The 12,580-nt window shown below is 60.6% G+C and carries 15 protein-coding genes and 1 pseudogene; 10 read left to right on the top strand and 6 right to left on the bottom strand.

The features are described 5' to 3' along the window. Window positions 1-7: 7 nt before the first annotated feature. Window positions 8-1,090 carry a hypothetical protein gene (locus tag XH98_RS13965; RefSeq protein WP_271618919.1) on the top strand — a complete coding sequence of 361 codons (1,083 nt, stop codon included), beginning with the start codon at window positions 8-10 and terminating at the stop codon, window positions 1,088-1,090. Here XH98_RS13965 and XH98_RS13960 read toward each other — a convergent pair. The 3 genes and pseudogenes from XH98_RS13960 to XH98_RS41070 form a co-directional block, all read right to left on the bottom strand. Beyond that, window positions 1,032-1,691, bottom strand: a complete 660-nt coding sequence (locus tag XH98_RS13960) for an SCO family protein (RefSeq protein ID WP_271618918.1) — start codon at window positions 1,689-1,691, stop codon at window positions 1,032-1,034. The genes XH98_RS13965 and XH98_RS13960 overlap by 59 nt on opposite strands. A 176-nt stretch (window positions 1,692-1,867) precedes the next feature. Continuing rightward, complete coding sequence (locus tag XH98_RS13955) at window positions 1,868-2,032, bottom strand: hypothetical protein (RefSeq protein WP_271618917.1); 165 nt, start codon at window positions 2,030-2,032, stop codon at window positions 1,868-1,870. A gap of 288 nt (window positions 2,033-2,320) precedes the next feature. Further along, window positions 2,321-3,533 (bottom strand): annotated as a pseudogene (locus XH98_RS41070) (MFS transporter). 236 nt (window positions 3,534-3,769) lie between these two features. Here XH98_RS41070 and XH98_RS13940 point away from each other — a divergent pair. From XH98_RS13940 to XH98_RS13930, 3 genes are read left to right on the top strand one after another with little or no spacing between them, the layout of a single operon-like run. Next, entirely contained in the window at window positions 3,770-5,044 is a 1,275-nt protein-coding gene (locus XH98_RS13940) for an efflux RND transporter periplasmic adaptor subunit (RefSeq protein ID WP_271618914.1), read from the top strand. Next, complete coding sequence (locus XH98_RS13935) at window positions 5,041-6,267, top strand: ABC transporter permease (RefSeq protein ID WP_271618913.1); 1,227 nt, start codon at window positions 5,041-5,043, stop codon at window positions 6,265-6,267. The genes XH98_RS13940 and XH98_RS13935 overlap by 4 nt, the downstream gene beginning before the upstream one ends. Further along, window positions 6,260-6,946, top strand: coding sequence for an ABC transporter ATP-binding protein (locus XH98_RS13930; protein WP_271618912.1), 687 nt, complete (start codon window positions 6,260-6,262; stop codon window positions 6,944-6,946). Before XH98_RS13935 ends, XH98_RS13930 begins: the two co-directional genes overlap by 8 nt. Window positions 6,947-6,987: 41 nt before the next feature. Here XH98_RS13930 and chrA read toward each other — a convergent pair whose 3' ends face one another. Continuing rightward, window positions 6,988-8,031, bottom strand: coding sequence for a chromate efflux transporter (chrA, locus tag XH98_RS13925; RefSeq protein ID WP_271618911.1), 1,044 nt, complete (start codon window positions 8,029-8,031; stop codon window positions 6,988-6,990). A gap of 124 nt (window positions 8,032-8,155) precedes the next feature. Between chrA and XH98_RS13920 the strand changes: the two genes are divergently transcribed. The 3 genes from XH98_RS13920 to XH98_RS13910 all read left to right on the top strand — a co-directional run bounded on the left by XH98_RS13920 (window position 8,156) and on the right by XH98_RS13910 (window position 10,073). Beyond that, window positions 8,156-8,365 carry a hypothetical protein gene (locus XH98_RS13920; protein WP_271618910.1) on the top strand — a complete coding sequence of 70 codons (210 nt, stop codon included), beginning with the start codon at window positions 8,156-8,158 and terminating at the stop codon, window positions 8,363-8,365. Window positions 8,366-8,432: 67 nt separating this feature from the next. Continuing rightward, window positions 8,433-9,158, top strand: a complete 726-nt coding sequence (locus tag XH98_RS13915) for a hemerythrin domain-containing protein (protein WP_271618909.1) — start codon at window positions 8,433-8,435, stop codon at window positions 9,156-9,158. A gap of 216 nt (window positions 9,159-9,374) precedes the next feature. Further along, window positions 9,375-10,073 (top strand): multicopper oxidase domain-containing protein, encoded by a 699-nt coding sequence (locus tag XH98_RS13910; RefSeq protein ID WP_271618908.1) that lies wholly within the window; start codon window positions 9,375-9,377, stop codon window positions 10,071-10,073. A 317-nt stretch (window positions 10,074-10,390) separates the two neighbouring features. Here XH98_RS13910 and XH98_RS13905 read toward each other — a convergent pair whose 3' ends face one another. Continuing rightward, on the bottom strand, window positions 10,391-10,579 hold the full coding sequence (locus XH98_RS13905) for a hypothetical protein (RefSeq protein WP_271618907.1): 189 nt from the start codon (window positions 10,577-10,579) through the stop codon (window positions 10,391-10,393). A 222-nt stretch (window positions 10,580-10,801) separates the two neighbouring features. Between XH98_RS13905 and XH98_RS13900 the strand changes: the two genes are divergently transcribed. Continuing rightward, window positions 10,802-11,128 (top strand): hypothetical protein, encoded by a 327-nt coding sequence (locus XH98_RS13900; RefSeq protein ID WP_271618906.1) that lies wholly within the window; start codon window positions 10,802-10,804, stop codon window positions 11,126-11,128. 138 nt (window positions 11,129-11,266) lie between these two features. Continuing rightward, window positions 11,267-11,524: a hypothetical protein gene (locus tag XH98_RS13895; protein ID WP_271618905.1), complete on the top strand. Its 258-nt coding sequence runs from the start codon at window positions 11,267-11,269 to the stop codon at window positions 11,522-11,524. A gap of 255 nt (window positions 11,525-11,779) precedes the next feature. Here XH98_RS13895 and XH98_RS13890 read toward each other — a convergent pair whose 3' ends face one another. After that, a complete protein-coding gene (locus XH98_RS13890) occupies window positions 11,780-11,986 on the bottom strand; it encodes a hypothetical protein (protein ID WP_271618904.1) in 207 nt (68 codons plus the stop codon). Between the two features lie 130 nt (window positions 11,987-12,116). On the opposite strand from XH98_RS13890, the gene tnpA reads away from it, so the two are divergent. Beyond that, window positions 12,117-12,518: an IS66-like element accessory protein TnpA gene (gene tnpA / locus XH98_RS13885; protein WP_271618903.1), complete on the top strand. Its 402-nt coding sequence runs from the start codon at window positions 12,117-12,119 to the stop codon at window positions 12,516-12,518. Window positions 12,519-12,580: the final 62 nt, after the last annotated feature.

Here is a 12,580-nt window from a genome sequence, read left to right as displayed (position 1 = left end):
ACGGAGCGTGGTCGCGGTGGTGTCGGGCCTGGTCCTGATCGCCGGTTTTGTCATCGACGCTAGGTCGACGACAACAGCCTATCTTGTCGCCTGGAATGCTTTGGCTGCTATTCCGATCGGCGCGCTGATCGTCTTCATGACCAGCTATCTGGTGTGGCGGCGCTGGACCGAGGCTCTGCATCCGATCTTCGTTGCGACCACCGGCATTCTGCCCGTCGGGGCGGTGACTTTCATCCCAATCCTGCTCTTCGCGAGGGAAATCTATCCAGCCATCGCGGATGGATCCTCATTGCCGCCGTTTCGGGCGCACTGGTTCGTGCAGTGGTTCTTCGTGTTACGGACGGTGATCTATTTCCTGATCTGGATCACGCTCGCTCAATGGCTCCGGCGCGCCTGGCGCAACGATGAGGCCATCGTCCGCGCGGCCTCGGTTGGATCGATTGTCTGGACGCTCACCGTCTCGTTTGCCGGGATCGACTGGCTGGAGTCGCTGGATTCCGAGTTTCACTCCTCGATCTATGGACTCATCTTCCTCAGCTTCCTGCTGGTGAGCGGAACCGCGTTCGTCATCGCGGCCGGCTTGCTATCGTCGCGGCAGATCGGCCCGAGCCGTGGTTATAGCGGGCTGCTATTTTCGGTGGTGCTGCTGTGGTGCTATCTCCATGCCATGCAGTACATCGTGATCTGGTCGGCCAACATCCCAAAGGAGGTCGCCTGGTATCTGGTGCGAGCGGAAAACGGCTGGCAGTTCATCCTCGCCGCCCTCTCGTTCGGACAGTTCGTCTTCCCCTTCTGCGCGCTGCTAAGCAGCCGGGTGAGATCGGACCCGCATTGGCTGCTGGCGCTATGCGGGTTGACGGTGGCGATGCGCTGGTTAGAGGCCGCGATCCTCATCCTGCCGGCCATTCACGGACTATCCAGGGTGGTCACCGGCGCCATGCTTATAGCGGCCGGGCTCTTCCTTGGCTCGGTGTTCTGGATGGCGTTCGACGCCATTCTCACGCGGTCTGAAGAAAGTGAGCCTTTGGGCGCTATCTGGTGGCGTGCTCGCGCCGGAACAGAAGCCCGATCAGCAGGGCAAGGACGATGACGCTGACAGAGGAGGTCGTCACCAGGAGCCGCCGCGCCGCGAGCGTATAAGTGCCGCTCGCGGGATCGAAACCGTAACAGAGCAGATGGATCTGGTCGCTCCAGCCGCCAACATGTCCCTGGCCGGCTTCGACGAGAGCCAGACGCAGGCTCGTAGCGTCGACCGCCAGGGCCGAGAGCGCGCGCGAAATCCGCCCATCCGGCGTCACGACGAAGGCTGCAGTGGGATGCGCGAATTGGTCGTGCTCGCTATCATAGATGGGCTGCACGCCGAACGCGCCGGTGAGAGAGCTGACTTCAGGCGTGGTTGCCCGCAGGAACACGCTCTGCTCGGCGAGCCTGTTCCTTGGACTGAGCTGCGCGTTCCTCATCGCCGACGCCTGTGCCACCGTATCCTTGGGATCGAAGCCGACGACGATGAGGCGAAAGTCCTTGCCGGCGCTGAGACCCGTATCGGCCAGCGCGTTCGACACGATCGAGATCGCCGGCCCGCACAGTGTCTCGCAGGTGTAGTCGGCCAGGATCCAGACGGTCGGGACGTCACCAAGCCAGGCCTGCAGCGGCGCGTTGCGCCCGCTCAGGTCGCTCAGCGGCGTCTGCAACGGCAATTGCGCATTGGTGCGAGTTGTAAGCGCAATCTGTTCAAGCTGTGAGCTGGAAAGGGCTGCCTGCGCCGACAACGGCATCCACGCCACGAGCGCGACGACCCATCCAGCGACCTGCAGGTGGTGCCGGCTTGTGGCCCTGTCGATCCAGCATGGGAACAGCAAAATGTGCCTCACATCCGGCGATCGTTGGAACGAACCTGCGCGGTTGGCAATGGTTCCAAAAGGGCGCCCGGCCATACCTTGCGGGGGCGCTGGCCGGGCAAGTGGAGCGAATGACTACACGACGTGCTGCTGTCCTTTTGCAGCGTGTCGATCACGGCACGGTCGATGTTCATATTACCTCACTGGCTCCAGCGTTCGCCGCAGGGCCTCATCAGTTCCGTGCGTAAAGATCTCCTATTGTGGCACTCGTCAGCGGGGCCGTGTGGTGACTGTTACCACATGCCCTGGCCATGAAGTTTGAACTCCCGCTGAATAACGTACCGGCTTGTCCGCCGACCTCCAGCATTGTTAGTGGCAGCTGTCGGTACACTGGCAAGGAGGCCCGAGGGTTAGGGGCCGGCGAGGGCAGCGCGACTAGCAGCTTAAACTCCACAAAATAGGCCGGTGCTGCGGTTCGGCGATCAATGATGCCGTGGCGCCAGCATTGCCGTGAGTAGGGCCGCGATGGCCAATGCGCCGACCACGCCGAACACACAGGCCACCCACTCAAAGGAGTCGAAAAGTCTGCCGAGGGTAGCGGTGCCCACCACGCCTCCAAGCAAGTAGCAGGCGAGATCGGTGCCGCTCGCGATCCCCCAACTCTTAGCCGCCGCTTGACCGACGAAGCCGGTCGCGGCGGCCTGCGCAAAGAACGTCCCGATGCCGACCAGGACCATTCCAGTCAGAACCTGAGGCAGATGAGCCGTCAGCAACAAAGGAAGGCCTACGGCGGCAACGCCGAGGCCGATCCAGACAGTCATCCGACTGCCGAGCCAAACGGTGACCTTTCCGGCGAGCAGTGTCGTCAGAATCGATGGCAAAAAGACGAAGTAGACGAAGCCAAGGTCCATCATGCCGACCGACAGTGGCGGCCGTACAAGAACGAAATTCACGAAAGTGAAGGTGCCGATAAAGGGGAAAAGAATGCAGAAGCCGATGCCGAACGCTGCGCGCAGCCGCGGTGTTCGCCAATGCTCCAGCATGGCGCGAATTGGTGAGTCGTTTGCGGTCACCGGCCCCGCATTGGTCGTGCACGACGTATGGTCAAGTATACCAATGCAGCGCCGGCGAGGTTCAGCGACGCGAAACAATAGAAATTTCCGCCAAGACCTAGACTGTCGGCAAGCGCGGCGGAGATCAGTCGGCCAATCAAATTGCTGGCCACGTTACCCGTGATGTAGGCGGCAAATGCTCCGCCGGCATCCATCGCGCTGCATTGCTCACCTAGGTAGGCAAGCGTCAGGGTGAAGACGAAGCCATGAACAGCCCCTGCGCGACGCGCAGGATCATGAAAACAGTGATAACCGGGGCTATCGCAAGCAGACTTGTGGGTATCGCCAGAAGGGAGAGGCCGAAAAGGATGCCGAGTCGTCGATCGATGTGGGGGCTGAAGAAGCCTACGACGAGACTTGAGATTGCCATTCCAAACGTGCTGGCGTTGACCGCAAATCCCATCGCGGCCGGGGTCACGCCATAGTGGCGCGTAAGAGACGGGAGAATTGCCTGGGTTGCGAACAGGTCGACAACGGTCAGGAATGCGGTCAGACCGATCACGAGCGATCGAAACGCGACGCCTGGCGAATGCTCGTGCATCTCGGCCGTAACCGGCTCCATGCTCGTGGATAGATCGGTCATTGCCCGACGTCTCCTGATTTTTAAAGAGGATGTGACGCCCGGCGCAAGTATCACTTTGTACGATTGAACCCGGCTCAACTTGATCTTGGTCAATCTGCGGCGTCGTTGCGTCGGCCGGTGTTTGCAGGCCGAGACTTGACCTAGCGCAATCCGCAAAAAATGCACCGCGGTATTTTTATTCTGTAGTGCAACGAGGTGATCGCTGGATGTTTAGGCGCGATCCGCGCAGCTTAGCCATGGCCGAACAAACTCTACAACTGCCAGACCAACGACCCATCGGTTCGTTTTCGATCGCTTCGATATGGTCGAGCCTGGTCGCTCATAAATGGTTCTTCCTGACTGTCGTTGTCCTGCTCGGCCTGGGCGCATGGCAGGGTATCCGCGTGCTGCTGGGACCTGCGGTCGTGGTCGATCGAGTTGCAACTGGGCGGTTGATCGAGACAGTGGTGGCGAGCGGGCATGTTGAGACACCCTATCGGGTTGAAATCGGCAGCCAGATCACGGGTACCGTGGAGGATGTGCTGGTTCAGGAGGGTGAGAGAGTCACCAAGGGACAGCCATTGATTGCACTTGAAGCCCGGGAGTTGAAGGCGGCCGTTGTGCAAGCGCAAGGCGCTGTGGCGCAAGCCGAAGCGCGTATCAGGCAGTTGGAGGAACTCACGCTTCCTTCGGCGAAGGAAGCGCTGACCCAGGCTGAAGCGACACTTCTCAACGCCCGCCAGACCTTTGATAGAACAGCGCAGCTGGAGCACAATGGTTATGCGACGCGTGCAGCGCTCGATGACGCGCAGAAGACGCTCGACGTGGCCCGGGCCGTCAAGCGTGCCGCCGAATTTCAGGTCTACACCGCGAGCCCCGGCGGCAGCGATTATGTCATGGCCCAGACGCAACTCAATCAGGCGCGCGCCAATCTCGACACCGCTGAATCACGCCTCGGCTATGCCACGATTGTCGCGCCGCGCGATGGTGTGCTCATCACCAGAAGCGTCGAGCGGGGCACTGTAGCCCAGGCTGGAAAGGCGCTCCTGGTGCTCGCGCCGATAGGTGATCTGCAGCTGGTTCTTCAGATCGACGAACGAAACCTTGGCAAGCTCGCACTTGGGCAGACAGCGCTGGCGTCCGCCGATGCATATCCCGACCGGCGCTTTTCCGCGACTGTCACTTACATCAATCCCGGCATAGACATATCCCGGGCAACCGTTGAGGTGAAGCTGACGGTGCCGGAGCCGCCGGATTACTTGCGCCAGGACATGACTGTTTCGGTCGATATTAAGGTCGCAGCGAAGGACAACGCAGACGTGCTTCCCACGCGTTCAGTACACGACATCCTCTCGGGGCAGCCGTGGGTGCTGACGGTCAGGAATGGGCGAGCGATTCAGCATCCGGTGACGCTCGGACTTCGCGGGAACAGCCAAATGGAGATACTGGAGGGATTGGATGTGGGTGATATCGGAGTCCCGCAGAGTTCGGGTGTCCTCGCCGGGCAGCGCATACGTCCGGTCCTGCCATGAACCATTGGCTCCCGTTCGAGTGGATTGCGGCCGTGCGTTTCCTGCGCGAGGGGCGGCTACAGACGATCTTCATCGTCGGGGGCATCTCGATTGGTGTTGGGGTTATTGTCTTCATGTCGGCGATGCTGGCTGGCATGGAGGCCAATTTCATCAAACGCGTACTGACCTCACAACCTCAGATCCAGCTCGTCACACCGGACCAGATTGCGCGTCCGCTCCGCAATGCGGCCGGCGAGATCGAGGATGCAGTCGTGCAGCGACCGAGCCAACGGGTCATCTCGATTGATCAGTGGCCGAAAATCGTGAACCAGATGCTCGCAATGCCAGAGGTCAGTGCGGTCTCTCCGACCATCACTGGATCGGTCCTGGCGGTCCGCGGCGATGCCAGCCGGGCCGTGACGCTGACGGGGGTCGAGCCGGAGACGTATTTCAACATTGTCAAAGTGCCGGAATACATCGTCGTCGGCGAGGCGCGTCTGACCAGCGAAGACGTCGTCATCGGGACCGAACTCGCCAAGATTCTCGGCGCCGCCGTCGGCGACAAGTTGAATCTGCAAGCCACGGCCGGCGCCAATCGTGTGCTGACGATCTCCGGACTGGTCGATTTTGGCAGCAAGGGCATCAATCAACGCGTGAGCTTTGTTGCGCTGCGGACTGGCCAGTCTCTTCTCGGAATGATTGGCGGCGTGACAACCATCGACCTGACCGTCAAGGATATTTATGCGGCCGAGATCATCGCCCGGCGGATACAGGCTGCGACCCAGGTGGAGGCAGACAGCTGGATTACAACGAACGCCCAGTTCTTCACCGCGGTGCAGGCACAGATCTATACGAATACCCTGATCCGCGTCTTCGTCGGCTTATCGGTGGCCTTCGGCATCGCCGCGGTCCTCATCGTTTCTGTGATCCAGCGTTCGAAGGAAATTGGGATCTTGCGGGCAATGGGGACCTCGCGTGGACAGATCCTGCGCGTGTTTCTGCTTCAAGGCGGACTGCTGGGCTTCGTCGGCTCACTGTTCGGAGCGGCGATGGGCGCTGTTGCGCTGGTGTATTGGCACGCCGTGGCTCGGCAGGCGGACGGTACTGAATTTTTTCCGCTTGTCCTGGAAGAAAGCCTTTTCGTCTACACGGCGCTTCTTGCCACTGCGACGGGCCTGTTGGCTGCGATGGCGCCAGCGGTACGAGCCGCAAAGCTTGACCCGGTGGTGGCGATCCGTGGCTGACCAGATCCTCAAGCTCGAACAAGTTTGCAAAGGCTACAACCTTGGTCTGCCCACCGAGGTCGAGGTTCTGCACGACATCGATCTTGAACTCGACCGCGGAGAGTTCCTGGCCTTGATCGGCCCGTCCGGATCAGGCAAGAGCACGCTGCTCAATATCGTCGGCTTGCTGGACCGGCCGACCAGCGGCCGGCTGCTGATCAAGGAACGCGACACAGCCTTTCTCGGTGACGACGAACTCACGCATCTGCGAGGCCACACCATCGGTTTCGTCTTTCAGTATCATCTGTTGATCTCAGCTTTCACTGCGCGTGAAAACGTCATGATGCCCATGCTGGCGGACCGTGGCTTTCCGAGCGCGGAAATTGAAGATCGGGCCGACGACCTTCTTCGCCAAGTCGATCTGGAGAAGTTCGGAAGCAATCTTGCAAACAACATGTCTGGAGGCCAGCAGCAACGAGTAGCAGTTGCCAGGGCGCTTGCAATGAACCCGGATCTGGTGCTGGCAGATGAGCCGACCGGCAATCTCGATACGAAATCGGCGGATGCCGTCTTTGAGTTGATGCGGCGGGTCAATCGGGAGAGTGGAACGAGTTTCCTACTGGTCACTCACAATATGGACCTGGCACGACGATGCGATCGGATCATCCGGGTGGTTGACGGCCGAATTGCCAGCCACTGAACGTTTCATGCCGGCGGATTGACGGTCTCGTTCAGCGTTGCTTATGGAGCGCGGCTGCCACCGCACCGAGCAGCTTCTTTTTCCTGGCCCGATAGCGTGGTGGTCGACCATGCCCGGTGCGCTTGAATCGTTTCAGATCGCGCAGATCGCCCAGCCACCCCGTGCGGCTCCGGAGAGACCGCGGTGCCAAGGTACGCCGCGAAAGTGAAGAGCGGGCCCGGCACGGCCTGGGCTGCGCCGTAGCCGGCGAGGAAGGCATCGTCGGTCAACCAGCCCGGGGTAACGAAAGCTTCCCGCAGGAGCGGGAGTACGACGTGGCCGCCGCCAAACACGAGCGCGCCGGACCGATAGAAGGCATCGAACAGGGCGACGCCCGGGGAGCCTGTCGCGGCGTGGAGTGCGGGGAGACCTGCCAGAAGAACGAAGAACATCCCAAGGGCAATCGACCCTGCGGTACGTGACACCGGCATCTCCACATGGCCTGACGATGCTTGCGCATCGCCACGGCACAGCCACAGCCCGGCGAGCCCGCCGAGGACGATCGCGCCGATCTGGGCGAGCGAGGCTGTACTGAAGAGGATGATCAGCGCTGCCACGACGGCGATCGACGCACGCTCGCGATCCGGACAGAGGTTGCGTGCCATGCCCCAGACGGCCTGTGCCACGATGGCGACCGCAGTGAGCTTCAGTCCGTGCAGCAGGCCGGCACCGATCGGTCCGCCCAGCGCGCCGGCGCCGTAGGCGAACAGAACGAGGATCGCGGCAGACGGCAAGGCGAAGCCGGTCCAGGCGGCGAGCGCGCCGAGATAGCCGGCGCGCATCAGGCCGATCGAGAGCCCGACCTGGCTGCTGGCGGGACCGGGCAGGAACTGGCACAGCCCGACCAGATCGGCATAGGCGTGCTCGTCGATCCACTTTCGCCGCACGACGAACTCGTCACGAAAGTAGCCGATGTGAGCGATCGGGCCGCCGAAGCAGGTCAGACCGAGCTTCAGGAAGATGCGTAGGACTTCCAGCGGCGAGCCTGCCGGGGCTATTTGACCGGCTGAGACGTCGGCCGATGGATTGAGGTTGCTCGCGGGCATTGAACTTCATGCGCCTTAGCGGATTTCGTAGATGGAACGAGGTCGATCGTCGTCCGTTAATGCGCCGTCGCGCCGGACGCTTTTCGGGTTCGGAGGCGCCATATTAGCAGCGAGGAGACCGGCCATGGCAAGTGCGGCAGATCGCGATCCCCGGCACCATACGCAGAAGATGCAGAAGGCCCTGCACGATATCCGGAACCACCTGCGCGAAGACATCCAAAAGGTCGATGAGCCGCAGTTGAAGGCGATGTTCGAAACCTCCGCCGAGGTTTTGGGCGGGCTCGAGAAGGCTTTCAGGGATTACGAGCAGAAGAACGAAAAGGCCTGGCGCTGACAGGTCCTTGGCGCTGACAGGTCTCGGTGCGGCTACCAGCACGGTCGAGCGCATCAAGGAGAGAGCCATGATGGACGTTGTGCCCGGCAGGCGCCGCCTGCTTGTGCTCGGAGGCGCGCTGGCCACGATCGCGGCTCCGGCCGTGCTCACCAAGCCGGCGCTTGCCGACAGGAAGGGCGTCGGCGGGAAGCAGAAAGGTGCCGAGAAGAAAGGCGAGGAAGTCACCCCGCCGGAGGATCTGATGCGGGAGCACGGTGTGCTCGATCGGGTGCTGCTGCTCTACGAATCTGGCATCCGGAAGTTCTCAGCGAATGAGGATTTCGATCCAGGCCTGATCACGCAATCCGCCGGGATCGTCCGCGATTTCATCAACAACTACCACGAGAAATCGGAGGAGGAGCATGTATTCCCGCGCTTCAAGAAGGCCGGCCAAATGACCGATCTGGTGGACGTTCTGCTGCGCCAGCATGAAGCAGGCCGGAAGGTCACGGAAAATATCTTGCGGCTCGCACCGTCAGGTCGAAGCAATGACGACGACCGCAAGCAACTGGTCGGCGCGATGCAATCCTTCATCACGATGTACCGGCCGCACGCGGCCCGCGAGGACACGGATCTCTTTCCGAAGCTGAAGGATGTCGTCTCCTCCAACGAGTACGACGCGATGGCCGAGGACTTCGAGAAGAAGGAGCACCAACTGTTCGGCGAGGACGGCTTCGAGAATATGGCCGCTCGCGTCGCCCAACTCGAGCAGCAGATGGGCATTCACGACCTGAACCAGTTCACGCCGCGCTGACGCGCAGGTCGGAAGCGGCCGACAGCACACTCCAAGAAACGCAACCGGCCCTGAGGACCGCGCCCGCGATGCCGACGATACTCACGGAGACTTCGGCCGTGCCTGGACGTTGCGGGCGATCTCGGCGGTTGTAATCCTTGAGCGGAACAGGATGGTCGGCGATGATCGTGATGCCTCGCGTCCGTGACCTCTGGGAAATCTCGTAGAAGATCCGTGATGTTGACACGTCGCGCATTTGCGATCGGTGCCGGAGCGGCCGCGTCCGCGAGCCTGCTCGATCCGGGTTTCGGCCGTGGCGAGCCTGCTCGCGCGGTGGCGCGCTTGCCAGTCCCGCAACTCATCGACGCCGCCAGTCAGCACAACGCGATCGGGCTTAGGGTGTCAGCCGGCCGCCACGAGTTCTACAAGGGAAAGCCCGCCCGGACTTACGGCTATTCGGGGCCGATCCTTGGTCCCGTGCTTCGGTTCCGGCGGGGTGACCGTGTCGAGATGAGTGTGCGCAACGAGCTCGGTGTTGCGACCACCGTGCACTGGCACGGCTTACTCGTCCCGGGTGACGCCGATGGAGGGCCTCAGCGAAAGATAGAGCCAGGCGCAACCTGGCGGCCCACACTCTCGATCGATCAGCCCGCCGCGACGCTTTGGTATCACCCTCATCCGCATCACGACACGGGCCGGCAAATATACCTCGGTCTTGCGGGGCCGATCATTGTCGAGGACGGCAATGACCTGGGCTTGCCCGATCACTTCGGTTTGGATGATCTGCCCCTCATCATCCAGGACCGGTCATCGACGAGACAGGCGGGTCGATCGGTTACGATCTCGGTGAACTTGACGTCGTGTATGGCATCCGCGGCGATACGGTCATTGTCAATGGCGCGATTACACCTACGGCCCGCGTGGACGGCCCTGTAAGGCCGTTTTTACACGGCCAAGCTTCATATCAGACTTTGGTTCACAGCAGATGCATGGGTTCCTTGCGAGGCAGATAAGTCAGCTAACCCGACAGCGGGGATATATAGCCCTTGTAAAGGCACGTTGGTCGTGTCGTGCCATCAAGCAACACTGTGACGCCGGTGGTACGAGGGCTCACCGCGATGACGAGCCCGGCTTTGTTAGCCAAGGATGGGCACCGCAAGGCGCCAACCTCGTTTATCTTGATACGAATACCGGCAGTAAAGCTGCCAGTTTTCTGAGCTTTGGCGCCATCGCGGCTGGAGCCTCTTTTCCGCTCATCCGGCATGGTCATGGCTAGCGTCGTCGCCTCGATGCAAATTCTCTGCCCGCTCAGCCAGCCGTTCATATTCCTCGGCCACCCGGAGGAGGTTCACACTCGAATTTCGATCGTGAAAGGTGCCAATCCGCGCGCGAGTCTGTGCGGCGCGCTTGCGCCAAAGAGCAGCATCGCTGAGGTAATCCATTCTTGCTCACTCCTCTAACATAACTTATGTTAATTATTTAGGGTAAGCAACTTGCAATTGAGTTACAACAATTCGCTGTATCGCAATACGGTTGTTTGAATTTTTGGCATATCGCACTGATTGTGGTGTCATAACACCAATTGCCCGCTAGCTGGAACAACTCGGCGGCGGTTTTTCGGCGAACACGGCTCGATAATCGTGAGACGATCGGAGAGTAGCGTCATGCACCGATACGTGGCCCACGCGAATGTAGATCACTATCTCGCCCTCCTGAACGGCGATGCTCTCTCACCAAGCCATCGAGCCACTGCGCTGCTCGTCGCCGAGTTAGATAGAATGACGCATGACAGAGCGCAGCTTGAGTTTGCGGAAACCCGCGCCGCCAATGCCCGCCAAAAACTGGACCATGTCCGGCGCCTGCGTGATGCCTTCGCGTTCGATACGACGGAGCGCGAACAGGCCGGAACGGCTATTGGCCAACTGCGAAAATCTACAGACGCTTCTGGAGGAGTTCTGCCATCGCCTGCGTGCGAGGATCAACTCGCGTAACCTCTAGCACCGGGGCTCAAGACAAACTTCAGAGTCCGATGCTGGCTCATCGGCGAAGTGGCGGCACGTCCGCTGAGGTGCGCCTAGCGGATAGGAGTGAAGCGCGTTTTGCATGACCAAATCACTAAGAGCAATTCTATGAGTAATCCAAACAAAGTGGGGCTCGTGTTTGCGATCCTTCTCGGTAGCTGGCACCTCGTGTGGTCCTTATTAGTGGCGACGGGATTGGGACAGCTCCTCTACGACTTCATCCTCTGGGCACACATGATCCATCTTGCTCTCAAGATAGGTCCCTTTGATCTCACCGCATCCATAACGCTTATCGTTGTGACGGCGCTCTTTGGTTACGCCATCGGCTACATCGCATCCTTGGTGTGGAATAGGATGCATCGGTAGGTAGACAGATCATCCAGGCCCCATCCGGCATAACTGGATTTGAACACGCCAACGCACCAACTCTGCTCTTGATCAATACGAGCTGGCGGTCGATGAGATGGTCGCCGCTTGTGACGGTGATCTGCGCAGCGCACTGAGAGCGCTGATGCTGCTGAACGAGCATATGAGTGAGGTTAATCCTCCTCACCCGCGCGGCTGCATTAGGTGGAAGTTCGGCCAACACTCCGGGCATCGCAGATGACCCGAGTTGCGATTTCACATGCGCAAATGGCTGATCGTCTTTAAGATCTTTTGCAGTGTCTCAGTAATCTGACCTTCGCGCCCACCATCCGCAAGAAGCTGCTGTAGCTCGCTGATATTGTCGTCGAGGGCCATCGAGAGCAATGCGCTTTGTTGTTGTACCAGCGGGTCGAGCTCGATCCTAGCCAATTTGCGGATCAACAAATCATAAGCATCTCGCATATCCGCAACGTTTACCGTTCTCCATTCGTGGTCGATAGTTGCTTCGTACGCCTCCGGTGGAGGCCGCCTTCCCGGATCGGGTACGGGCGTGAGATGGTTTGCGCATTAATTCGCAAGCAAATGAGCAAACGTGACGACGGTTACGGTTCTGTCCGGTCCTGAGCGGCGACGGCGGTGGACGAGTGCCGAGAAGCTTCGGATCGTGGAGGAGAGTCTGGCTCCTGGGGCAAGTGTTGTCGAAGTTGCTCGACGACATGACGTTCACCGCAATTTGGTTACGGCCTGGCGGCGGCAGGCGCGGACCGGCGTCCTCGCTTGCGGGCCCGAGCCGATGCAGCGGCAGGACGATGAAGTCCGTTTTGCGGCAGTCTCCATGGCGCCAGACCGGCAACCGTTGACGGCGCCCTCGGGAAGTTGCGGTGCGATCGAGATTGAGTTCGCTGCCGGCACTCGGATGCGGATCACCGGTGCGGTTGACGCGGCGACGCTAAGCGCAGTCGTGGCGGCGCTGACTGATGGACGGCCGCGATGATCCCGTTGCCGGCCGGCGTGCGGGTATGGCTTGCGACCGGCCATACCGACATGCGGAAGGGC

It is taken from the genome of Bradyrhizobium sp. CCBAU 51745 (assembly GCF_028128715.1).
GTDB lineage: Bacteria > Pseudomonadota > Alphaproteobacteria > Rhizobiales > Xanthobacteraceae > Bradyrhizobium > Bradyrhizobium manausense.
Note: the sequence above shows the minus strand (reverse complement) of the source record. Positions and strands in the feature narration are given on the sequence as shown.